Annotated in this window: 12 protein-coding genes and 1 tRNA gene; 2 read left to right on the top strand and 11 right to left on the bottom strand. The window is 58.9% G+C overall.

Annotation, left to right across the window (positions count from 1 at the left end; genetic code table 11):
* Positions 1-101: 101 nt before the first annotated feature.
* The 7 genes from DXC99_RS07795 to DXC99_RS07765 all read right to left on the bottom strand — a co-directional run bounded on the left by DXC99_RS07795 (position 102) and on the right by DXC99_RS07765 (position 18,073).
* Positions 102-10,808 (bottom strand): hypothetical protein, encoded by a 10,707-nt coding sequence (locus DXC99_RS07795; RefSeq protein WP_117629812.1) that lies wholly within the window; start codon positions 10,806-10,808, stop codon positions 102-104.
* A gap of 40 nt (positions 10,809-10,848) precedes the next feature.
* Positions 10,849-11,793, bottom strand: coding sequence for a hypothetical protein (locus DXC99_RS07790; protein WP_117629811.1), 945 nt, complete (start codon positions 11,791-11,793; stop codon positions 10,849-10,851).
* 14 nt (positions 11,794-11,807) lie between these two features.
* Complete coding sequence (locus DXC99_RS07785; protein WP_117629810.1) at positions 11,808-12,647, bottom strand: hypothetical protein; 840 nt, start codon at positions 12,645-12,647, stop codon at positions 11,808-11,810.
* A complete protein-coding gene (locus tag DXC99_RS07780) occupies positions 12,648-13,694 on the bottom strand; it encodes a hypothetical protein (protein WP_117629809.1) in 1,047 nt (348 codons plus the stop codon).
* A 285-nt stretch (positions 13,695-13,979) separates the two neighbouring features.
* The gene (locus tag DXC99_RS07775; RefSeq protein WP_117629808.1) at positions 13,980-15,284 is read right to left on the bottom strand and encodes an ATP-binding protein; all 1,305 of its coding nucleotides are present in this window, start codon (positions 15,282-15,284) and stop codon (positions 13,980-13,982) included.
* Positions 15,285-15,519: 235 nt separating this feature from the next.
* Positions 15,520-17,550, bottom strand: coding sequence for a bilirubin reductase, long form (bilR, locus tag DXC99_RS07770; protein WP_233505698.1), 2,031 nt, complete (start codon positions 17,548-17,550; stop codon positions 15,520-15,522).
* A gap of 446 nt (positions 17,551-17,996) precedes the next feature.
* A tRNA-Met gene (locus tag DXC99_RS07765) sits at positions 17,997-18,073 on the bottom strand.
* A gap of 196 nt (positions 18,074-18,269) precedes the next feature.
* Here DXC99_RS07765 and DXC99_RS07760 point away from each other — a divergent pair.
* Positions 18,270-19,043 (top strand): type III pantothenate kinase, encoded by a 774-nt coding sequence (locus DXC99_RS07760; protein WP_158551682.1) that lies wholly within the window; start codon positions 18,270-18,272, stop codon positions 19,041-19,043.
* 110 nt (positions 19,044-19,153) lie between these two features.
* Here DXC99_RS07760 and DXC99_RS07755 read toward each other — a convergent pair whose 3' ends face one another.
* From DXC99_RS07755 to DXC99_RS07740, 4 genes are all read right to left on the bottom strand, one after another.
* Positions 19,154-20,350, bottom strand: a complete 1,197-nt coding sequence (locus DXC99_RS07755) for an ATP-binding protein (protein ID WP_117583693.1) — start codon at positions 20,348-20,350, stop codon at positions 19,154-19,156.
* Between the two features lie 253 nt (positions 20,351-20,603).
* A complete protein-coding gene (locus tag DXC99_RS07750) occupies positions 20,604-21,305 on the bottom strand; it encodes a hypothetical protein (protein ID WP_117583694.1) in 702 nt (233 codons plus the stop codon).
* Positions 21,306-23,048 carry a 2-amino-4-hydroxy-6-hydroxymethyldihydropteridine diphosphokinase gene (gene folK, locus DXC99_RS07745; protein WP_117629806.1) on the bottom strand — a complete coding sequence of 581 codons (1,743 nt, stop codon included), beginning with the start codon at positions 23,046-23,048 and terminating at the stop codon, positions 21,306-21,308.
* Between the two features lie 95 nt (positions 23,049-23,143).
* Entirely contained in the window at positions 23,144-23,701 is a 558-nt protein-coding gene (locus DXC99_RS07740; RefSeq protein ID WP_233505697.1) for a Sir2 family NAD-dependent protein deacetylase, read from the bottom strand.
* A gap of 135 nt (positions 23,702-23,836) precedes the next feature.
* On the opposite strand from DXC99_RS07740, the gene DXC99_RS07735 reads away from it, so the two are divergent.
* Positions 23,837-24,655, top strand: coding sequence for an exodeoxyribonuclease III (locus DXC99_RS07735; RefSeq protein ID WP_117629805.1), 819 nt, complete (start codon positions 23,837-23,839; stop codon positions 24,653-24,655).
* Positions 24,656-24,919 lie beyond the last annotated feature (264 nt).

The following is a 24,919-nucleotide window of genomic DNA, read 5'->3' as shown; positions in this document are numbered from 1 at the left end:
GCTGGCCGCTGCGCGGCCAGCAGACTAAAGTCTTGAACGCAAGAAAAGGGGCGGCAACCGGGTGGTTGCCGCCCCCTTTGCGAAGCCAGTTGGCTTCGGAACTAGTGGTCGATGCCGTTGAGGTTCACCCTCGTGAGCGTATAGGTCACATAGTCGGGCGATTGAGGCGTTGCGCTCGCCACGTCACCCTTAACCAGGCTCGCTGTCATCACCAAGCGATAGTTCGCGTAGAACTGCTCACGCTGTTCAACCTGCGTGTTGACCTTAACGGTAAAGGGCAGGCTAAACGTAGTGTCACCGTTCTGCGTTTTGAACTTGCCATTCTCCTTCGAGTCAGTGAAGGTGATCGTGCTACCGGAGGGAGCGACCGCGGCAAGCTTACTCTCCGTCACTGTTACGTAGTTGGAGATATCATCCGTTACACTCTCATACGTGCCGTCGGTTCCGCGGCGCTGCAGCTCGAGCGTGTACACAACAGAGTCTGCGTTCGCAATTGCCTCGGCGGCGTTGCTGAGTCCACCCAGTTCATACGTGGCACCCAGACCAATCGTGCCATTCGCGATCGGACGCAGGTCGTCCACGTTAATGCCAAGCTGCGACTTCTCAGGCGCCGATAGCGTAATGGTCGTATCACCCGTGTCCATGCGATAGTATCCAACGTTACCGCGCTTCGTCATCGCCAGGCTCGAGGTGGCAAGACCAGAATCGCGCGTCGAAAGGTTGGCGGTATAGGACATCTTGGTACAGGCGTCCTCGCCAGACTGCTTGGACAGGGAGATGACCTTGTTGCAGCCGTCCGGCGTAAGACGAATCTCTTCCACTGCCGTACGCACGGTAAAGGATCCGCCCGTTGCACGCTTGCGGATTCCGGCAAGATCATGGTCGAGCGTGAGCCTCAGTGAGTCATCACCCGTATCCGTCACAATCTGTGTAAACGCAGGCGTCGAAGCGTCACACTTCTTCCAATCGCTGCCATTCCACATGTAGTTCTGATCGCCGACGGCAACATAGAACTTCGCAATTGCCGAGGTTCCGCTCGGGAAACTGCTTACTCCCATTAGGTTGTTGTTGGCGCCATAGCGACACAGCGATGTATCGAGCTGATAGAACAGATGGTCGCTCTCTGTATAGTATTGGCTCGGGCTAAACGCAACCGTATCCATGACATCGAGAGAAAGAACGTAGGCGGCACCGTCCTCCGACTTCGAAACCGGAATGCACGCCCCATCTTTTTTGTCGACTACATTCTGCTCATAATTGGACAAGATGCTGTATGTCGATGCCGTACTGTTTTGAATATCGTCGCTGCCATCAGTGCGTAAAACATGATGCAGATTCCAAGATATGCGGCCACCCGAAGAATTCGAGTCAATAGACGAAGCCGTAAAACCGTTGATACTAGCTTGCGTCACGCCGTCGCCCGACTTGGGCACGTTGACAACTAGGTAGACGCTCTCCGATGCACGCTTCTCCCTGCCGGTATCCTTCTCCTTAGGTACCTTTAGCGTATAGCGACTGTTGCTGGGAACGTCAGCACCCGCAACCTTAAACAGCGTCCACTTGCCATCGAGTTTCGCCTTAGCGGTCGCCTCAGCCTCCTTATCACACTTAGTCCATGTGCCGGCGCCATCCTGCGTGGCCGACACATCCAAAATCTCGCTCAGCCATCGCTCCTGATATGGATTGCGCGCAGGATCCCTAAAGCCGTCGTTTCCGCTCAGCGAAACGCTCGTTGCTCCGCCTTCGCCCACCGTATAGTGATACTCTCTGCCACCGGCCTTGCCATCAACGTTCGCATCGATGAGCGTAAGCTGGGTGCCCTGGGGCAACCTTCCGTCGGCACCATTGAAGAGGATACTCTTGCCGAGCCCCTTCATCGAGCCGCCAGCAGCCATATAGCTGTCCCAGCCAAAGTCGACTTCCTTCCCATTGGCAGAATTGTATGTCCAGGTAAGCAGACCCGTCATCGGCTCGCCAAAGCTCGTAAGCACGTGTGCATCTTTTCCAAGGTTAGCGTAGTCTTTTTCTTTAAATTGAGTGCCGTAATCATACGTTGCAGTGAAATCGATCTCGAGCTTGCGCTTAACGATGATCGGCACCTGAACGTTGTAGCTCTGACCCGCCTCGGTAAAGGTAACGGTCAGGAGCGTAAAGCGACCTTTGCCGTTGTCCCAATCGGAGCTTGGGCTAAACGACATATTGTTCTTGCCATTGTTCACTACGCGAAGCGTGGGATTGTTCGACGCGTCATCGTCCTTAACGAATACACCGTTCTTGAGTTGGAACACCTCCGCCTTGGCCGTCACGTGCGGATTGGTGCCATTCTCGTTATTCAATCTGCAAGCGTCGGAGAAGCCGCCGTTCGTGATGATGTTTAGATAGCTCTTGACCGTCGTATTATCGGTACCCGAGATCACCAAAACGGGGAAATCCGCTGTGGCTTGGTTGCTGCTTGTATCATTATTCGAATTGAACTTACTGGCCACGGATGAGGCATCGTAGCTCGACTTATTTTGATAGGCGCCGTTGTCATTAATGCCGCCGATATTCGTGTAGGTGTAGCGATCGGCAACACCGGTGCCTGCCTCGCTCTGGACGGTCGCCGCGGTGTCGATGGTGGCGCCGTCGCCAAACAGGTAGCGATCGGTGGTGTCGTTGTCGGAGGCACGCGCCGCCAGCGTGCTTACGGGGCTCGTGGTCACATACGGGCTCGCTGCCGTGGTGGCGGTATTGTCCGCGCCGTAGAGCGTGATCCCCTTGTCAGGTGCTTCCAGTGTGTCGTTATAGTCACCAAACGCGATATACGACTTCATGTTTACGGCGGCCGCATTGGTCGTGTAAACCATCGGCGGCAGATCACGCGTGGTCTTGCCGTTGCCGAGCTTTACGTTCACGCCCGCTGCGGAGAGGCTATAGCCGTTTGTGTCAACCTCGCCTAAGAGCACGCCCTGCTTAGAGCCCAATTTGTAGGTATTGCTGTCCATGAGCACGTTTACCAGATGGAACTGGCCGCGTCCGTCGCCCGCAATGCCGCCGTTGGAGGTTCCGCCAAACGTTGTGTTAGATACCTTTGTGTTGGTGACGTTGATGACGTCGGCACCGCTGTTAATCGCGCCAAGTAGACCGCCGCTCCACCTGCCCTTGATCGTGGCGCTCTCAATCGCGATATTGTTGCAGGCTATGTTCACATTGCTGAAGTAGTAGCCGATAAGTCCGCCCGAGCATTGGTCGGTGCCGGCAATGTTGATATTCTCGACGCTACAGTCCTCAAACCAGTACGTGTTGGGGCTGCCACTGCTCGTGACCTCGCCAATCAAGCCGCCCGCATTACGGATGCTATTGTTCGTTCCGGTGGCATCGCCGATGATGGCGCTCTTGGCATCGCCTCCGGCATCAATGCGCACGTTGCTTATAGAAATAACGCCTCTATAGGCGCTTCCGACCACACCGCCGGCGCCCATGTACTTATCGGTGTTCGACCCGGTGGCGAGTACATTTACCCCAGAGATGACTGCCGTGCTCGATGCGACGGCTTCCGTGATGCCAATTTTGGTGTTCACCGATACGTTACTGGAGGTATAACCGAACACGCCGCCCACGTAGGGTGTTGTACCCGTGGCGGTTATGGTCGAGTTTTTGCCAATAGTCTTCTCGTATACCCCTGTGGCCGCGGTTGTCCACACGCCGCACGGCGAGGCGATCGCACCCACATAGCCGCCAACGTACTTCTCGCCCGTGACGCTAAGGCCAGTGTATGAGCAGTCACAGAGATTCGCGGGCGCCTGCGTGCCGGAGCCGAAATTGACCATATAGGTCACGTCGTTATCCGTCCTTCGGCTGGTACGGCCCGAGCTGCCAAGAAGCCCTCCTACGCTCTTTGCGCCCAACACGGTGCAGTTCTTCATCTGTACGTTGCGGTAGACGCCACGCGTGTTGCCGTCGTAGTTGGCCGTTGCGCCCGCCAAAAGGCCGGTGCCGATGAGGTCGTTCGATGCCGGTCCCGAGGCAATGCTACCGTTGGCGTCTTTGTACGTGAGCGATACGTTGCAGTTACTAAAGGTGAGGTCTTTGACCTGAGCGCCGTCATTCGCGGTGACGCTCTGCCCCACATTGGTTGAGGTGAACATCACGGTGCTGAATAGGCCGCCCACGCCCGAGACCTTATAGTCGTCATCGGCATATTCGACGACGCCGTAAGTGGCATCTTTGGTGCCCACCGTGATGGTGGCCCCGTTGCCGTCGATCGTTGCCACGTGCGGCGTGATGCGGTCGCGATCGGTGGACGCCTCGTTCGAGCTGCAAGCATTGGAATAGTAACGGCCGCTGAGACCCACGTATCCCGTGCCGTAGCCAGTCATATCATAGGTGGCATTTTCCTTGAACTCCAGGCTCATGCCGATCGATTTCGACGCGCACACGTAGCCCGTTTGGTAGTCGGCAGCGTAGGACGCCACCAGGTAGGGCGAATTTACATCGTCATCATGGTTGAGCGGGCCGTGCCACCCCTGTTTGCCCGGGGCCTTCTGGTCATCGTTTTTGGCGGTTTCGAAATCGCCGGAAGCGCTCGCAGGCTTGCCCACGCAGTCGTAGCTGGCATTTCGCACCTTACCATATTCCTTGTTGCCAAACAGGTAGCCGTTTATCGCCGGGTCCTGCTTATCGCTGCCCCAGTACGCCTTGGAGCCGCGGAACACGCCATAATTAGCGTAGTCAGTATGTGCCGCTCCAGCACCCGCACCCGAGCTAATGATGGCCGAGAGCACCAAAAGGCCCTGGGCGTTTTCCACCGTGGTCACGGGTGCCTCGGCATCAGTGCCGATATACTTGTTGTCGGTGCCCGTGGTAGTGACGCAGGCAGCTCCCTTGTTTGTGAGCTCGTTGATCTTGTAGTTAGCGTTACCGTTTTCGACTTTGCAGCCCTCGCTAAAGGCATAGCCATCAATCACACGACCAACGTAGGGATTGTCGTACTGCCGGAAGTTGCCCGTTCCAAGACCCTGAGACTTGTCGCTGGTTCCAGCGCGCCAAGACGTCCCTGACATATTGCGGAAGATCACACCGCCGCCCGCAATGGCACCAACGTAACCGCCGATGGGAACAAGATGTGGCTTAGTTCCGCCACCAGCAACCGTAAAGCCGGTTGTGGAGTTATCGGGCGTTGTCCCATTCACGGCCACACCGTCGATAATGTTATCGCCGCCAAGGATGCAGCCGATAACGCCACCGAAGAACGGCGTCGGAACACCGTCGGCATCCTTGGCAGAATAAGTAATAGTCGCCGACGCGTTCACATAGCGAATATTCAGATCGCGCACCACGCTGCCGTAACTATAGGGAATAAGGCCACGAAGCGAACCCTCGTTATTCTCTATCTTGATGGTTGCCTTTTTATCACCTTTAGGGTTGCCAACGATGACGCCACGGAACGGGTTGGCTTTGTTGCCAAAACCGCCAAACGATGCGCCGTCGAGGGTGATCGTATTACCCCCGGTAGGTTCAATACTGTAGTACGCGCTTTGGATATAGCGGTGCATCATCTCGTCGGAAAGTGTGGCCGAAGGATCAGTGGTGTCGCCGGTCTTCTTTTCCCACTTCTTCCCAGTGTCTTTCGCCTGCTTATAGACGTACGTAACCTCATTGTCGGTTTTATTGTCGCTGCGGCGAGTACAGAGCGTACTCTGGTTGACGGCAATGGTGACCTCCCAACCGTCGAGCGCAGTTTGGTTGTTGATGTAGTTGGCGATGGCGTTCATCTCAGTCGCGTCCTTAACGGCATACGGATCGCCATATGTGCCGCATCCCTCTACCAGCTTTGGAATGCGCTGGTTGACTTTAATTTCATGATATTGGACGCCGCTCTCGGTGGCCTTTCCCTTATAAACATAAGGAAGATAGCCACCAAACCAAGGCCTGACGTCACCGTCCTTCTTACCATCAACCGTCACATAGCCGCTCACGGCACCATACGTCGCTTCGTCGTAATACCAAAGCTGCTTGCCCGGGTACTCCGTACTCCCATCAATCTCAGATCCGTATGTCACCTTGCCTGCATCGGCATCGGCATCGGCCTTAGTAAAGGTGTAGTCCGCAGAGCCCGTGCTCGTGCTTCCGTAGCCAAAACTCTCCAGCAGGCTCGCATGGGTGAAGATCGTTTTGTTCTTTTGGCTGGGCAAGCTGATTTGCTCAAACTTTGCCGTCACCTGATCGGCCTCACTGCCTACACCAAGCTTTCCGAACAGCGACGTAGCCGCCTTGGTGTCACTCGTGTACCCAGTAGTCTTGATATTCTTCGCGTTCAGGCTCACGTACTTCTGCATCTCGTTGATGAGCAGAGGCATATAGGCGTTAGCATCCGTGGCGCTGTTGGCGCCGTCGACAATCAGATTGTTGAGCGTAAGACCATCAATTGAGATCTTTCTAATCTTGGTGCCATTGCCGTCGCTGGACCCATACACGTAGCGGCACACGAGCGCGCCCGAAGAGCTTCCGCTTGCTCCATCAGTGTCTTCAGAGCTCTTTCCGTCATTAATAACGGGCCCAACAGTACCACGCAAAGTGACGTTTTTTACTGTGAGATCGCCGTTTGCCACCGTTCGAAAAAGACCGCAGTGCATGTTCTCGTGCTGGGTAGCATCGGAATTTAGCTTGTTGCCATTCTGCTCGGCCTTGATCTTGGAGTAACAGAAGGTAATGGTCGCATTCTCAACCGTCACCTCTCCGCTCGGCTGAGTGGGATAATAGCTGTAGCCGGCCAAATCGATTGTACCCGTTATGGTTATGGAATCATCGAGCCCTGTCGTGCCATTGGGAACGATTGTCGAACGAATACCTTCGGGAGCATAACGGTAAGCAGACCATAAGAGCAGCTTTTCCGCTGTATCGATTTGACTGCCACTAAAGCCGCCTTCACAATTCTTAGAGGCTATGTCGAGGTTGTAGAAGTAGCGGGTATTGCCGTTCGTATTCTGGCTTCGACCGAAAGACGAGCGATTATGGTAGCTGTTGTCTTTTGTGGAATCGCCGTCCATGTCCAGCTTGTTTTTCTGTGTGTGTAGCGAAACGACCGTGTTCCAGTCGGCGTCCATGAGCTTGCTGCCGTTGTTTGGTTTTACACCGCTGCCAACCCATTCATCGAAGGACGTTACGCCCGGTGCAACGATGGCCCCCTCGCCGCTGGGCACCCTATAGGCGGTATCCCAATAAGCCCTGTCCTCCAAGTACAGGCCTAGGTAGCTCTCGACGCCATATGTCGTCTTATCATCCACCTTGCAGCCGCGGCAAACTAGAACGCCGAGCGTCTGAGCGGCGCCTGCATTAATCTTTGTGCCCGAGAGATCGATGGCGTAGTTGTTGATAATCCAGTGACCGCTGGCTGCGTATACGAGGCCGCCGACCTCGGTAGAGTCGCTTGCAGCCACAGTCGTGTTGTTGGTCGTTTTGAGGGCGTAGGTGCTGCCGCTGGTGTTTGCAGCAGCATCGCCAATGGTGACGATGGCGTTGCCCCAGCTGTAGCCCAAAAGGCCACCGGCACCGTTGAGCGCATCACCGTTCCTACCGACGTTCATCTTGAATGAATTGAACGAAAGGCCCGAAATGTTCACGTACTTATCAGCTGAGTTGGCTATTGTCCCTGCATTGTAGGTACTCTGTGCGATGCAGCCGATAAGACCACCGACTTGGGCAATCTTGCCGCCGGCGCAATCGCCGGTTTTGATTTCGCCGCCGACTTCGAGGCCCGTAACATTGAATGTCGAAGCGCAATCGCTCACATAGCCGATGGCACCGCCAATACGGCTATTGCCGTTAAGCGATCCGGCTGCAGTGATAGTCGTTTGCGCCTTGCTGTTACCCTTAAACGTAACCGTGGCAGCCGCCGACACGCTGCCCGCAATACCACCAATGTTCACGTCATTGGCAAACGTATCATCGCACGCGTTATTCGTTTTGCACGTTACGCTAGACAATGACAGGTTGCCGACGATGGCACCCGCCAGCGACCCGGCATCGATAGCCGAACCGTTATCGAACTTCATGGAGCCAGCGATTGTGACGTTGGAGATGGTTGCGCCGTTGACGGCCGCGAACAAGCCTAAGCGGCCGTGGCGGTAGATTTTGCCGTTGCCGTTGCTCGTGTCATTGCCGTCAAGCACAGCTTCACCACGCTTGCCGTACGGCTCGCCGACGGCAAGGTTGATTGTGCCGTTGCCATTTGTGCCGCCGCCGTTCAACGTTCCCGAGAAAACTTGCGAGCCGTCTGCACGATCCTGCGTGAAACCCGTCAGGCCCGTGCCCTTGAGATCAATAGTGCCGTTCACCGTAATGGTCGAGGACTGCAAGATGTTCGGGTTGTTTTCAGAAACGCCCTCGACCATGGAGTAGTAGCCGTTGGTTTGCCAGGTGATTACAAGTTTGGCGAAATCCTCAACAGAGGTTAGGGTGTAGGCACCGTTAGTCAGCGCCAACGATGCCGGCAAGGTCAGCTTGTGAGTGCTGGGGTCAAGCGTAATAAATTTATCGCCCAAGCGAATAACTTCGCCATAGGTCGCGATATCATCCGTCTTCGAGGCCTTGTTGCTGCGCCTATAGGTCCAACCCGTAGCGCCTTCATCGGTTACGTTACCGTTAGAGCCATCGCCGGCAGCGAAAATCAGTGCGTTGTTGTTCTCGTAGACAAGCTGACCCGTCGTGGCGTTCTCGGCAAAGCTTGCGCCCGACAGGTTTGTGATGCCGCTGAACTTGATTACGGCATTCCGTGCGGAGCCCGCAATACCAGCCGCGCGATTGTTTGCTGCACCGCCAATGGCATTATCGCTTGTAAGCGTAAAATCGCGCACGTCGAGCACGCTGCGCGTGTCGATAACACCCACGGCGCCACCGAACTTTCCGGCGTCCGTTCGTGCCGAAGCAACTCCCTTGCACGTAACCGTCACGCCGTCGAGCACAGCGGCGACAGGCTGCGAATTGACAGGCTGCGAATTGGAATCCGCGTTATCGCCAACATAGCCAACAACACCGCCCGTATCGGACAGCTTGCCCGCAAGTTCAAACTCAATTGAGCACGTTTTCTTATCCGCATCCTTTTGGACCACAAAGGCACGCAAAGCGCCTTTGTCGTCCGTTTTCGTCGCGAACACCTTGCCGACAAGGCCGCCGTAGCTGCCGTTGACACTAACATCTTCTGGTAAGGCGAGTTTGCTCTTATACGCCCCGCCTTGCACCACGATGTCTCCATTAGAGATATCGGCCATGCCAAAAAGAGCGCCGGCGCGCTGCGACGCACCAAGTGTCACAAGGTTGCCCAGGTCGAACATATTGGGCTTAACGATAAATCCCTGCGCAAAGCTCACGTCGCCGATAACGCCACCAGAACAAGCGCTGTTCTCATCGCCAATATTTAGAGGACACCTAATCTGCTTATTATCCGCGCCCAGCGTGAGCACGGTCGCTTTGCCAATAAAACCGCCGCTGGCGGTGGTGCCCTTGACGGTGAGCGCGCGTAGGTCGAGAGCTTCCGTGACGTTGACCATGGCACCTGCGCTCGAGCCAACGAGGCCTACGACACCGCCGGCGGAGCCGTTTGTGGACTGGACGGTGGTGGTGGGAACGTTGGTCAGGGCGCCGATACTCAGGGTCGCACCGTCCTTGACTTCGCCTACGAGCAGGCCAGCGTTGCCAGAGCTCGTTTTGACGGTTCCGTCTGAGGCCAGATCGTTGGGGAACGTGACGGACTCAACCGTCAAGGTCCCGCTCTCGACCGTGTTGGCAATCAAGCCAATGTTGCCCGTCGCATTCGCGTTGAGATTCTTTCGGGAACAGGTGGGGGTGAGGCTATAGGTAACGTTCGCGGTAAGGTTGCCCGTCGTCGTACCCAGGAGAGGTGCCGTCAAGGCGGAAGTCGTGTCCTTCACATCAGCGTTCACGGGATCCGCGATGTCAACCGACGCGATGAGCGCCTTGCTCTCTTCGCTGTTTTCCGCACCGCTGACCTTCGAAGCGACCATCGGCGCGCTATAGCTAGTCGCGCCCACCCACTTTATCCTGACCCTATTTTTTTGGCCAGACAGCTTGAGGTTATTAAAGACCGTCCGATCAGTCGTAAGCTCGACGGGACTATCATCGTCCAGCGACCTATAGATCCTGCCTTCGAACGGACGCTCATCGCTGCCAAGGCCCTGGAAAGACATGCCGTTATCAGCCGACTCAGTGAGCTTCGCATCGCCCGTGATGATAACCTTGATCTGCGCATCATAGTAAAGCGAAGCGTCGGCGTTAGACAGGACGGCGAACGCTTTCGACAACGTGACATTGAGGCTTTGGATTCCGCTCCTGTCGTCTTTGCACACGATGCTTTCCGCGCCGTTCGCCTTGAGCAGGTCGACAAGCTCATCAAGATTTGTAATCGAAGCATCGGCCTGGGCCTCAGCGTCTTCCGAAACCGCGGCATCGGCATCTTGCTCGGCATCGCCAGCGGCGGCATCCCCTGCCGCATCGTCGCCTTCCGCCTGATCGCCCGTGGAATCGGAACCCGTGGCACTATCGACGGTATCGCCCGTTGCGGCGTCGCCATTCGCAGCGCCATCCTGGGCACTGTCACCCGCGGCACCAGTATCACTCGACCCAGGCCCGGTCGCGGCATCGCCGTTGGTCTCACCGCTCTCGGCAGCGTCCGATGCCTCCGCAGACGCGGCGGCAATCTCGCTCGAGATGTTCTGCCAGCCGGCCGCCACAGCGGCCACCGTGGGCGAGCATGCCTGGAGCACCATGACCACCGTCATGAACTCTGCGAGTATGCGCTTTGCCGTTCTCATCGATTCCGTACCTCTTATCCTAAAAACTCTGCTGCCAGAGTTATTGAGTCTCCGTCGTACCCGCTTGGGTGGTTCCGCTCGCGCTAATGCCCAGGTCATCCCAGCCACCAGGCGTTTTGCCGTCCGCTCGGTAGAAGTTGACGACCATCGAACCCGGCTCCATGGTGAACGTAGCCGTGCGAGCTGTAGCATCCACCGTCGCGCTATGGTTGGTCGCGAAGAACGGGTCGATCTCCACGTTCTCCCCCCACGTGAGCGTGACGTTCGCCGGTGCTCCCGTGACCGTCACGCGGTAGTTATACGCAGCGTAATCAGTAAACTTACCAGCCTCATCGACCAGCGCGCCCTCGACCGCCGCGGTCTTGACCTCGGCCCTCTTTGACGGCACGACTTTCGCCGCCAGGCAGGTAAGCTCGGTGCCGGGACTCTTCTCCGATACGACCGTGGCCTTAATCACAAAGTAGGCATGTCCCAGCTTGTCCTCAGGGAACGTCACGGTGTAGTCGTTCTTGGTAGGTTGATTCTCCGGAAGCGTGACGCTGCTACCGGGCTGGGGCGCATAGCTCCACGTGGCGCCATCGAGCCCGTGCCCCTCGACCGTCAAGGTGTATGTCACATTTTTGTCGTTGCAGAAGTTGCTGTTGCCCAGCAAGTAGTTGTAGATGCTAAAGGTAAAGTTGCACTGCCCGTTGTTGGGATACACCGTAACGGAGCGCTGGGCACGGGCGAGCTCGTCGGGGCTAGGCGCACTCATATAGCCCGTGAGCAAATCGCTTGCAAATAGGCTCTGCGCAGTGCCCGTTGCGGCGACGGACTTTAGAAATCCGTTGGCGGTGTAGGCGGAATAGGTAAAGTAGCCACCCGTCACGAGCGCCACGGCGCAAATAAGTGCGATTGCCGCCACAACCAGCTTGTTCTTGACTAGGCTCTTGCTTTTTGCCAGCTGCTCGCGCTCGGCATCCTGCTGTTTCTCTTGCTTCTCCATGTGCGCCCCCTCTCCTACTTGCCGCTCGTGTTGCGCGCGATCAGGTAAATCACGTCGGTCTCTTTGGCGCTCTCGTCCCACGAAAGCTTGATGATAAAGTTAAGCGTGTCATTGCCAGTCGAGTTGTCGAGTGTCTTAGCGTTGAGGTCGCCTTTGCCGAATTTCTTGTATCGGTAGAGCGGGCGCGCGTTGCGCTGGACGTTTTGATAGTCCTTGAATGTAGGGTCGCTTGCGCCCTCGCCCGGCACGGCTGCCAGACCGTCGTTCTCCTTGTTGATATATTCGAAGCTCGTCAGCAGGTTCTCTCCGGTTGCTTTCCAGCTATAAGATTTGCCGTCTGCGGTACCGCTCACGTCGGGCGTCTGGAGCGCAGACGTGTTCTCGGCTCTGTACAGCTCAATAGTGAGACCCGTAATGTTGGTCGTATTCGCGAGTTGCAGCTCAAAACCGTCACCGCCCGTCTGCACGCAAAACGCACGCTTGAGCGTCACCGTGTTGCCGGTCTTGGTATCGCCGTATTCGGGGTTGTAGCTCAGGTCGACCTGCTCTGTTGCCGTAGCGTTGGGGCCCAGCACTTTGAGCTCCGCCGGCTCCTTGATCTTGCCAACGGTGGAGCCGCGATTGGCATCGACGAACCATCCGAGCGTCAATCCCAGCAACACGAGAAGCACGGCCACCAGACCCACGATGGCCAGGGATTCGCGACGGTGGTCGCTCACCCAAGCCTTGATGCGCTCGATGCGGCCAGCCGGACGCGCTTCGCCGTGCGAGCCGAACCCGTTGCCGCCGGGGTTTGCCGCTCCTTCGTTGTGTTTGATATCGCCCTGCTCGCGGGCATTAAGCTGCTCGTCCATTTATTTATCCGCCTCCTTGGCGGTGAAGCGCACGCGAATGTACTTGACGTTCTTGCCGATAATCTCGTCGGCGTTGTTGTAGTAGCTGGCGCAGGTTTCCACATCCGCAGAGGACATGCCGGCTCCGACAGGCGGAACCGCGCTAGGCGCCTGACCTGGCACGCTCGTGCTATCGGCGCGGAAATAGCGCGCGTGGTTATTGTTGATGTCGCCGACGAGGGTTGTGTATCCCCCCTCGTCGCCTGTGTTAGCGAAAAGGTTGCCACCGTAGCCGGCGTTGCCCGTGCGAACATAGCTCTTGAACTGCTCCGGCCAAATCCAGTAGAGGGTTTTGGTTGCGGTTTTGGTCGTGCTATTTGAGCCCTCAGCGCAAAAGCTCCGCGCCGGGATGGTAAAGCTCTGCGTAATGACGGTGACGCTCGCTCCGTCCTGGGTCACCGTGGTTGTCGTGGGAACCAGCGGATTGGAGTAAAAGCCAGAGGTGTCTTTGCCCTGGAAAACCAGGATATGACCGCGCACCAAATCTTTAAGCGAGTTGATGATCTCTTCGTTTGTCGATGCGTCCACAACGGAGTCCGTGCCCGCAACGCTCGTCTGGACAGAAATCTCCCAGGTCATCTCCACCGTAATATCGTGCAGGTCGTTGCAGAGCGGCTTGACGTTGAGCTGAAGCTGGCCCGCCGACCCCGGAGAAAGACTGCCATCGGCACTCATGTTATTGAGGTTGAAAAGATTGTTCACGGCAAGGCTTGTACTGTCCGACGCGTAGTTGTCCTGGGCGTCGTACTTACCTGCCGTGCCGCCCTGCGTTCCCGAGAGCACAAACCGTGGGCCCTTCGCCCCGATCGTACTCCCCGTGGCGCTCACTCGATTGTTCGCGGCAAACCAGGCAAGGCATGCAAAGATGGCAACGATGGCGGCCAGCACAAACAGACCGCTCACCAGGAAATCCTTCCAGAAATCCTTGAGGGTCCGCACATGCTCGTCGGCAGCTTGGCGGTACTCGGCCGCCGTCTTGTGCTGCTGGAGCTCGCTATGTCGGTCCATGCCACTCATCGTTTGCGTTTGCCCTGCTAGCGGGCGTGCCGTCCTTTCCGCTTGGTCGCGATCAATCCGTTGCTCGTAGGCATAGAATTCAGGCAGAATACAACACCATACGATAAGGTAAAAGAATAGCATTGACCTGCGGTTTGCTCCACAGCGCAAGCCTTAATGATGTCTTAAAGATTACGAATAGCAGCTTCTTCCATATGCCAAGGACATGGTGCAAACAAACCTGACCACTTGCACCAATCCGCAGCACCGGGCAGCGGGCACACGGCGTGCCGCCCCTTAACACCCCAACGCGCGCACGGGTATCACGTAGATACCGTCCTCGACCTCGCGGGCGTACTCACCCACCCCCACAATCACGGCCATAAACTCCGGTTCGCGTGTGCGTGAACGAAGATTTCCACAGACCTTCTTGCGAACGCGCTTGAGGCTCTCAACGCCGGCGCTCGCCTTATCTTCGCTCACCTTAATCTCAAAGGCGGCCCACCGTCCATCGGCTAGCTGCACGATGGCATCGCATTCAAGGCCCGAATCGTCGCGATAATAGCGCACGGGCGTGCTATCCAGCAGGTCGAGCGAACGTGCGTAGACCGAAAGATCGCGTATGACCAAATTCTCAAACACCAGACCAAATGTCTGCCAGTCGGCAAGCAGCGCCTGCAAGGACATACCTAGCAAGGCGCAAGCAAGGCTCGGATCTGCCAGATAGCGCTTGGGCTTGACGGTAAAGCGTCGTTTGTCGCGCGCGGCGGGAACCCAACCGGGGACCTCCTCGAGAATGAACATGCCTTTGAGGGCATCCAGGTACCTGCGCACCTTGGTCTCGTCGGCAAACGCTGCGGGTTCCCCCTCGGCACCGAACATATCCATAAGAATCGTTTTATACGTGGTCGCCTGTCCCAGATTGCGCGCGATCGATGCGGAGACTCGACGAGCAATATCGGGGTCGAGACCAACCGCCGGGAAGCTGCTCGAAAACGTAGTGTTGAGATATTCGCGAGCGATGAGCTGGGCGTCAGCCGAAACCATATCGATCGCCTCGGGCCAGCCGCCGCGGCAGGCGGCTTCGACAAGCCCCGGTGTATCGCCATTGCACCGACAGGGCTCAAAACGATGCTCAAACAAGCCCGCCAGGCTCACCTTGCCGCTGGACTCACCTGTCTCGGCAAGCGTCATGGGGTACATGCGGACGCGGCCGATGCGGCCGGCTCCACTATGCGCGGGTGCCTCCGTCTTTGAGCCAAACGCAGGCGTGGCGGAACCCGTGAGGATATAGGCGCCGCGCGTGCCCCGGGTGCGGTCAACCTCGTGTCTAACGTAGTCCCAAATCTGGGGAACTCGCTGCCACTCATGGATAATATGCGGACGGTCTCCCAGCAACATCATCGCCGGGTCGGCACGCGCGAGGTCGAGATTCTCGTCGACATACGAGGCGGACGCCCCGTGCTCAAGCGCGGCCCACGTCTTGCCGCACCACTTGGTGCCCGCAATCTCGACCGCGCCAAAGACGCGAAGGTAGCGTTCGATTTGCGCATCCACGATACGCGGGATGTATCCGTCCCGATGTAGCCTTTCGCCCGCCATGAGCCACCCCCGCAGATTTCCAGTTCCTGCTTTCTGATTCCTCTATTCCACTGTAGCAAATTCGGATTTTCGGGTGGTTGCGATTCGGATTTTCATGTTCTAAGGAGTCGGATTTTCTGGTGCATGAAATTCGGATTTTCTGAACCCGCTGGTCAGGGGCGCCCTCATTGGCAAAAAAGGCGGGGAGCGCCGATACGGCACTCCCCGCCCACTCAATACGCGATAGCTTTCTTACTTAGAGCTCGTTGGCCGCGTGATACGCCGTGCGAATGGCGCTCGCAATGTCGGCGGTGCGCTCGCCCGAGCAGTCGCCCACGCAGGTCACGGGCACCGTTACGCCGTCCAGGTCAAACCCGTTGGCCTTGGAGCCCACGGCCATCACCACGTAATCGCAGGCGATCTTCACCGGCTCCTCGGCGCCGTCCTCGGTGGTTCGAACGGCCTCCACGCCCTCGTCGGTAATGGCGGTCAGGCGGGTCTTAACATGCTGCTCAACGTTGTGGGCGGCAAAGTCGTTCATAATCAGCGGCAGAATGGTCTCGGACTCGCCTGCGGCAATCTTGTCGAGCATCTCGACAATCGCCACCTCGCAGCCGTTCTGCAGCAGGTACTCGGCAGTCTCGGTGCCCACCAGGCCGCCGCCGATAACGGCGACGCAGCCCGCGAGCTCCGCCTTGCCGGCCAGCACGTCCCAGCTCGAGACGACCTTGTCCGAATCGGCGCCCGGAACGGGGATGACCACGTCGTGCGCGCCCACAGCCACAATCGCGGCGTCGGCGGCGTTGAGGTCCTCGGCCGTAGCGGCATGGTTGAGCTCAACCTTTACGCCCAGGCCGGGCAGAATCTTCTCGTAATACTCCACCGAGCGCATGATCTCGTCCTTGCGCGGAGGCGCGGCCGCCAGCACAATCTGGCCGCCCAGATGATCGCTCGCCTCATAGACGGTCACGTCGTAGCCGCGCTTGGCCGCCACGCGCGCGGCCTCCAGGCCGGCAATACCGCCGCCCACCACGGCGATCTTCTTGTCGCCCTCGCCCGGCTTAATGGCGATGGTCGCCTCGTCGCCGTTCTCGGCATTGAGCACGCACGAGATGTATTTGCGGTTTTGAATCGCGTCGACGCAGCCCTTGTTGCAGTTGAGGCACTCGCGGATGGGCTCACCCGTGGCGGCCTTCAGCGCAATGTCGGGGTCGCACATGAGCGAGCGGCCGTAGGCGATGATGTCGGCCGCGCCGTCTTCCAGAATCTTCTCACCGGCCTCGACCGAGACAACGCGGCCGACGGTTGCCACCGGCACGGAGACCAGGGCCTTGACGCGCTCGGCCACCGGCAGCGTCCAGTTGTAGGGCATGGCGCCCATGGGCGGAATGGTGTCTCCCATGTTGCCGGTGTGGTTGGCCTGCGCGACCTGGATCATGTCGATGCCCGCGCCCTCGAGCAGCTTGGCAAACTCGCAGGCCTCATCGGGCTGCAGGCCGCCCTTGCCGCGCGGCGTGCCGTCGGGGTTCTCCATGATCACGGGGAGCTTGTACTCCACCATCAGCTCCGGTGCGGCTTCCTTAATGGCGGCGACGACCTCCAGCGCGTAGCGAACGCGGTTCTCGAACGAGCCGCCGTACTCGTCGGTGCGCTTGTTGAGGATGGCCGAGCACAGCGAACCCACCAGGCGGTCGCCGTGGACCTCGATGGCGTCGATCCCGGCCTGCTGTGCGCGAGCGGCCGAGGCAGCGATGGCCTCCTTGATCTGGGTGAGTTGCTCCACGGTGGCCTCGTTCACAAAGTGCTGCATGTCGTGGTGCAGCTTGGCGTAGGCCTGCTTGCGAATCTCGTTGGACTCGGCCATCTTGGCGGCAAAGGCCTCCTCGTCGCCGGCGGCCTTGGCCTCCTGCGCAGCTTTCGCAGCGGCCATGGAACCCATGACCATGCGGCCGACACCGGGCACGTCGTACTCGGGATGGAACAGCTGCAGCGCGACCTTGGCACCGTGCTTGTGGACGGCGTCGGCCAGCGCCTTAAACGTGGGGATCTGGGCATCGGTCGCCAGCTTGGGCGTGGGGCTCGCGGTCATAACGGGAGCGACGTCGCCGATGACGATGTAGCTCACGCCGCCACGGGCCAGGCGCTCGTAAAAAGCCAGGCTGCGCTCGCCAATGGAACCGTCGCGCTCCTCGTAGCCGGTGGTGAGCGGCGGGAACATAATGCGGTTCTTGAGCTCAAGGGGGCCAACCGTAATGGGCTGGAGCAGCTTAGTGGCAGGTGCGGTCATGGACATTCCTCTCTTGTAGGCGCGGCGGCGATGTTGCCGCGTAGTTGTCTAGAGGATATGGCATGGAGGTACAGCGGCACAACGAAAATCGGCGAATATCAGGTGGCGGCAGGTGGATGGAGCGGACGGCCCGTCGGTTTGTCTCAATCTGTAACAGTTAGGCCCTATTTTGCCGAGCAACTGTTACAGATTGAGACGAACCAATCTAGCCTGCCGAAAGATCTAGATCTGTAACAGTTACTCAGTAAAAACCGTCCCTCGTGTTACAGATTTAGACAAACGAAGACCGTCCTGCCGAAACATCTCAATCTGTAACACCTAGCCGCCCAAATCGGGTCTAGATGTTACAGATCGAGATTTTGTTTGAGAGGCCGAGAATTGGACCGAAAACACGGTCCCGAAATAACAAAAAAGCTCGCCGGCTAGGCCGACGAGCTGCAAGTTCTTGGTCGCGGGGGCAGGATTTGAACCTACGACCTCCGGGTTATGAGCCCGGCGAGCTACCAGACTGCTCCACCCCGCAATGTCTGGGCGCCTCATGTGCGCAAGAAAGAATATTACGCGGGAGTTCGGTAAACGGCAAGGAAAATCTCGTAGAGCATAATTCCTTCATATTTAAACCCCTCAGCCCCTATCACCGTAAACGAATCGCAGCCGAGCGCCGTCGACGGCACGTATACAATGGTGCGCGTCCTTTTATGCCGACACCGGGAGTAGACATGCTGCTCGCTATCGATATGGGAAACACGCAGACGGCCATGGGCCTGTTTGACGGAGACGAGCTGGTGCAGTCGTGGCGCATGCCCACCGACCGCTCCTATACCGCCGACGAGATCCATGTGCGCCTGATGGGTTTCTTTAAGATGTACGGCCTTTCGCTCGATGCGGTCGACGCGATCGCCTTTGCGGGCGTGGTGCCGCAGCTCTCGCGCGAGTGGCACGCCGTGGCCGACCGCATTGCCGCGGACGCCATCGTCATCGGGCCGCAGACGGCCGCCGTAACCAAGCTGCGGGCGGCGCGCCCCCAGGCCGTTGGTGCCGACCGCATCGCCAACGCCGTCGCTGCCGAGACCTTCTATGGCGCGCCGGCGATCGTGGTGGACTTTGGCACCGCGACCAATATCGACGTCATCGATGAGGACGGTTATTACATTGGCGGAGCGATCGCGCCGGGCATTCGCATCTCCATGGACGCGCTTGCCGCCCGTGCCGCCAAGCTCGCCAGCGTGCCGCTCGAGGCGCCCGAGCACGCCATCGGCCGCGATACCGAGGAGTGCATCAAGGTCGGCGCCGTAACGGGCGCCGCCGCCATGGCTGAGGGCCTGGTCGCGCGCATGAAGCGCGAGCTGGGCCGCGAGGATGCCACCGTTATCGCCACGGGCGGTCTCGCCAGCATCGTCGCCGATTCGACCGATGCCTTCGACGTGGTCGACGGACAGCTCACCATCAAGGGTATCTGCGAAATCTACCGCCGCATGCGGGAGCTGGGGTAAGACAGGGGCCTTAGCCGAGCGCGACACAAGCGCGAGCAGCGGACCAGGCAACGCGGCAGCCCTATTCCTCAAAATCGAAAATTTTCAGTTTTGAGGAATAGGGCTTTCTGCTACGCCTCGCCGCAAAGCCACCTCGCCAGGTCCACTATCTGCACCCCATCGCGATCCGTAGTCTCGTGATGCGTGCGGGCGAGAATCATCTTGGGATACGCGTCGGCAATGCTCAAGAGCGGCGAGATTTCCCGCTCAAACGTCTTGTCCGAGCTAATGTCATCGCTCACCTGGATATAGAGCTTCTCGCTTCGCCTGATAGCTACAAAGTCAATTTCCTTTTTATAAAGCACGCCGACGTACACTTCGTATCCGCGCCGCAGCAGCTCGATTGCCACCATGTTCTCGTATACGCGTCCCCAATCCATATCGCGCGTACCAAGCAGCGCATATTTAAACGCATGGTCCGCCAGATAGTACTTCTCGCCGCTCTTGAGGTATTTCTTGCCGCGAATGTCATACCGTCGAACCTTATAGAAGGCAAATGCGTCGCACAGATACCCCATATATGTGCCCACCGTCTTGTTCGTGATCTTTAGCCCATCTGCATTCAGGCTATCCGTTATATTGCGAGCCGACGTAATGTTGGAGACGTTGTCCATCATGTAGTCAGCAATACGCAGCAGCGCCGATTCGTTTCTGACGTTATGCCGCTGCACGATATCCCTCACGATCAACGTTTTAAAAACGTTGGAGAGATATTGATAGCGTTGCTCCTGCGTTCGGTAAGGATACGAACCGGACATGCCGCCGGCATGTGCGTATTCATCAAAATCATGGTCGACCTCGCCCTTACCGTCGTAAGAGCGATACTCCTCAAACGAGAACGGGAACACCTCGATTTCGAACGTGCGCCCCGTAAAGAGCGTCGATAGGTCGCTCGATAACAAAAATGCATTTGACCCCGTAATAAAGATGTCATACCGCTCGGATGCGTGAAGGCTGTTGATTGCGCGCTCAAAGCCGCTACACATCTGAACCTCATCGATAAGCAGAAAGTTTTGCGTGCCGGACACCCGACGCTCTTTTACATAAGCAAGCAAAGCGTGATATTCGAGCAGGTCCTCGAACTCATCGAGGTTGTAGTTGATATGAATGACATTTGAATCAGGCAGGTTGGTCTCCACGTAATCGCGGAGGGACTCGAGCAGCTTGGATTTTCCGCTGCGCCGGATGCCCGTGATGACCTTGATGTCGGGCACACCGATAAGACTCGTCAGCGTATCCATATACGACGTCCTATTGATGAGCTTCATTGGCATCCTCCCTACACCCGATGTTTGCTATTCCTCAAAATCGAAAAATTTTCAGTTTTGAGGAATAGCGCTTACATCGAATATACCTTGCCAAATAACAATCTGCTTTGGTCCTATTCCTCAAAACCGAAAATTTTTCAGTTTTGAGGAATAGGGCGCTGGCAACCCATTCCCCAGATAGGCGAAACCCTCCCCGGCACAGGCCGAGGAGGGTCTTGTTGTCATCGTTATCTTTGAGCGCTGGCGCCTCTCGTTACAGCCCGCGAATTCGTACGGCCTCGGGCGGAAACTCCTGCTCGCCGGCGTCGGTCTTGATGGTCGCGCGGCCCCAGATGTCCAGGCCCGCAAACACGCCGACCGCAAGCGGCAAGCCGTTGGGCGACACCGCCGCAACCTGGCGACCCAGCAGCGGCACCATGTCGAAGTACTCGCCCAGCACCGGGGCCAGCGGGCCGGCGGCGCCCTGCGGCGTGTTGGCAACAACCGCCCAAGCGTCCACGCGGGTCAGCACAGCGGCGGCCAATGCCTCGATCAGCGCCTCATCTGCCATATCCACGCCAAGCTCACCCAGCGCCGCACGCTCAATATCAACCGTCACCGCGGCAAACATGCCCGCGGCACCGGCACCGCCGTTGACGGCGACGCGCGCGAGCGACGTCTCAAACGCAGGCGCGCCGCACACGATGCCACTCGGCCACTGGATGCCCACCTTGCCGGCAAGCCCCAGGCCCGGCGTTGCGGCCGTGCCCGCGAGCGCGTCCATCATGCCCATTGCGGCCACAAACGGCAGACCGTGGAAGGCGTGCATGTTCACATCGGGGCGCACGACCAGCGAAAACGTCAGCGATGCATCGCCCGCGCTCCACGCGCACCGGCCCGCGGACGCACCCTCGCGGCCCGCGTCGCGCGCCGCGTCGAGCTCGGTGCCAGCGGCAACAGCATTCATCTCGATCATCTACATACGCCCCAATTCGCCCACGATATGGCCCACGCGATCCTCGGGCTCCTTGACCTCGACGCCGTTGTAGCGGAAGAACCGCGCCGGGTCGTGCATCAGATCCTCGAGCGGCACCAGCACAAAGTCACGCTCGCCGATCAGCGGATGCGGCAGGCGCAGCTTTTTGCCGCCGTGGGTCTCGCCGTCCATCCACAGCAGGTCCAAGTCGATGGTGCGCGGGCCGTTGACCTTGGCCTTCTTAGAACGGTCGCGGCCCAGCTCGGCCTCGATCTTCATGAGCTCGTCGAGCAGCACCAGCGGCGCCAACTCGGTCTTGATCTCGATGACGGCGTTGGCAAACGCGTCCTGGCGCGTCTCGTAGGCCGGCTCGCTCTCGTAGATCTTGGAGGAGTTGGACACGCAGGTAAGTGGAATCTCGGCGATCATGTCGCGCGCGGCGCGGATGTTGTCGCAACGATGTCCCAAGTTGGATCCCACGGCCACAAACGCGCGGCGCGGCTGCGGCTTGGCAACCGCCCAGTAGCCGTTCAAGAACTGCGCAAAACCCGCGGCGTCGTGCACGCGCACGATGTTGGCACCGGCCTGGATGGCGCCCAGGCACACGCCAAACGTAGCGGCATCGCGCTCGGCGGCCTCGGTCACGCCCGAGACGGCGCCCACAAAGCGCTTGCGCGACACGGCGCACATGAGCGGATAGCCCAGTGACGCCATCTTGGCAGTCTCGCGCTGGATGACGATGTCCTCGTTAGCCGACTTACCAAAGCCCGGGCCAGGATCGATGCAGATGCGGTCGCGCGACACGCCGGCATGGATGAGCGTGCGGGCTTGGTCAGACAGAAAGCCCATGACGCGGCGCATGATGGGCGCCGAATCGGGCAGGGTGAAGCGGCGGAGCTGCGAGGTGGGCACGTAGGCTTCCTCGCGGCGGGCGCTGCGGCGCATCATGGCGGCCAGGCGGTCATTGGACTCCGATGCGGCCTCGGTGGCTGCGGGCGTGGCCTCGGGCGCGGGCGCGACGGTCTCGGCGGCAGCAGCCTGCTCGGCGGCCGGCGTCTCCTGCTCGCTTGAAGGCTCGGACGTGGCCTCCGGTTCGCCAAACGGCAACGAGGGCTGCACCACGCCGCCCGGAAGCTTGGCCTCCGGCTTAGGCTCGCCCAGCAACTTGCCGCGACGGCGGCGAGCCGGCTTCTCGGCCTCACGCGCGGCCTCGGCAGCCGCCTCGCGCGCCTTCTCGGCAACAAACGCCGCTGCCGAGGTATCGAGCTGCACCGTTGCGTGCGTGCGGGTGGGCGCGGCGACCTCGCCGGCATGCATCACGATGACGCCGCAGGTGCTCGTCTTAACAAACTCGACCATCTTGAGATCGGTGAAGCCGGTCACGTCGTTGACGATCGAGGCGCCGCAGCGCACGGCCGCCTTGGCAACCGCCACGTGGCGCGTGTCGATCGAGACGATGGCGCCCTCTTTGGCCAGCGCGCGCACCACGGGCAGCACGCGGCGAGCCTCCTCGTCGGGATTAACCGGGGTAAAGCCGGGGCGCGTGGACTCGCCGCCTACGTCGATGATGTCGGCGCCGGCGTCGAGCATCGCCAGGCCGTACTCGATGGCGGCATCCGGGTCGAAGTGCTCCCCGCCATCGCTAAACGAATCGGGCGTCACGTTGAGGACGCCCATGATGCGCGGACGGTCAAAGCTGAGCTCATACTTTCCGCACCGCCATGTCTTGCTGTCGTTCGCCATGAACATCCTCCTAAAATGCCCACGCCGCCGAGCTTGGGGAGCTGGCGGCGGGGTCGCTTTGCACTCAGTCTTTCTATTGTATCCGCGCACACGGGCTAGAACGCAAACGCGGCCGCGATGTCGCAAGAAAGCACCACATCGGGCTTGATGCGACCACCGCACGCGGGGCACACGGGCACGCCCGCGGCGTCCTCTTGCTCGCGCGAGCAAATCCACTCGGCGCTATAGACCGCGCCGCACGACTGGCAAATGTTGCGATGGACCGATCCGTGCAGCTCGAACACGCGCTGCGAGCCCGCCATCTGATGCAAGCCGTCGATGTTTTGCGTCACCACGGCATCAAGCTTGCCGGCGCGCTCCAGCTCGGCCAGCTTGGTGTGACAGCGGTTGGGCTTAGCGTTAAGCGCGATCATCTTGGTGCGGTAAAAGTCGAAGAACTCGGCCGGATGTGTCTCATAAAAGCTATGCGAGAGCATAGTCTCGGGCGGGTAGGCAAACTGCTGGTGATACAGGCCGTCCACGCTGCGGAAATCGGGGATGCCACTTGCCGTGGAAACACCAGCGCCGCCAAAGAAGACCACGCGCTTGTGGGTGTCAAACAGATCCGCCAGCGCGGCGGACGCCTGCCTGGGGTCCGATATTGCCTGCGTCATATGAGCCCTCCGTCCTTGTTGATCGGGCGGCGTCGGGCGATGTCCCAGCATGCGACCTTTAAGTCAGCATGCGCGGAGCCCACCCCGCCCCTGTTGCGCTAATCTTAAGCCTGCCAACCCCGTCGAAAGGACACCATGCCTCAGACTTACACTTTCGCCTCGTGGAACGTCAACGGCCTGCGCGCCGTGCTCAAAAAGGACCCGAGCTTTATCCAGATCGCGCAAGAACTCGACGTCGATATCCTGGCGCTGCAAGAGACCAAGTTGCAAGAAGGCCAGGTCGATATTGACCTGCCCGGCTATCACCAAACCTGGAGCTACGCCGAGCGTAAAGGCTATTCGGGCACTGCGGTCTTTAGCCGCCAGGAACCGCTGCGCGTGCTGCACGCCGACGCACTGCTACCCTACGCCGGCGAGAACGAGGCGGCCGTACTCGTCGCCCAAGCCGCAACCGAGGGCCGCGTCTGCGCGCTGGAGTTCGACAAGTTCTGGTTTGTGGATGTCTACACTCCCAACGCGCAAAACGAACTCGCCCGCATCGACGTGCGCATGGCCTGGGACGATGCTTACCGCGGCTTTTTGAACGCGCTCGAGCGCGAGACCGGCAAACCCGTCGTGACCTGCGGCGACTTTAACGTGGCGCACGAGGAGATCGACCTTAAGAACCCCAAGTCCAACCGCGGCAACGCCGGCTTTTCGGACGAGGAGCGCGGCAAGTTTACCGAGCTGCTCAACGCCGGCTTTACCGATACCTGGCGCGCGGCAAACCCCGACGTCGAGGGCGTCTACAGCTGGTGGAGCTATCGCTTTAATGCCCGCAAGAACAACGCCGGCTGGCGCATCGACTACTTCCTGGTAAGCGACGCAATCGCCGACAACGTACGCGACACCGGCATCCGCGGCGACATCTTCGGCAGCGACCACTGCCCCGTCACCCTCACGCTAGAGCTCTAGCCCCAGCTGATCCCCTGGGGACGGAGGAAAACGAATCATTTTGGGCCTCGTGGTGGTATCCACGTGACCCATCCGCCACGAAACACGCCCATCTGCTACGTTTAAGCCACCACCCTCAACCACAGCGAACAACGCAAAAAGAAAACCGCAGGTAGAAAGCCTGCGGTTTTTCATAAAACGCGGTTGTGTTTGGGGGTGTCGGGTCAAACGTAGTAGATAGGCTGATTTCGTGGCGGGCGAGTTCAGCTGATTCCCCGGGGACGT

The sequence above is a fragment of the Collinsella sp. TF10-11AT genome (genome assembly GCF_003437565.1).
Classification (GTDB): domain Bacteria; phylum Actinomycetota; class Coriobacteriia; order Coriobacteriales; family Coriobacteriaceae; genus Collinsella.
Note: the sequence above shows the minus strand (reverse complement) of the source record. Positions and strands in the feature narration are given on the sequence as shown.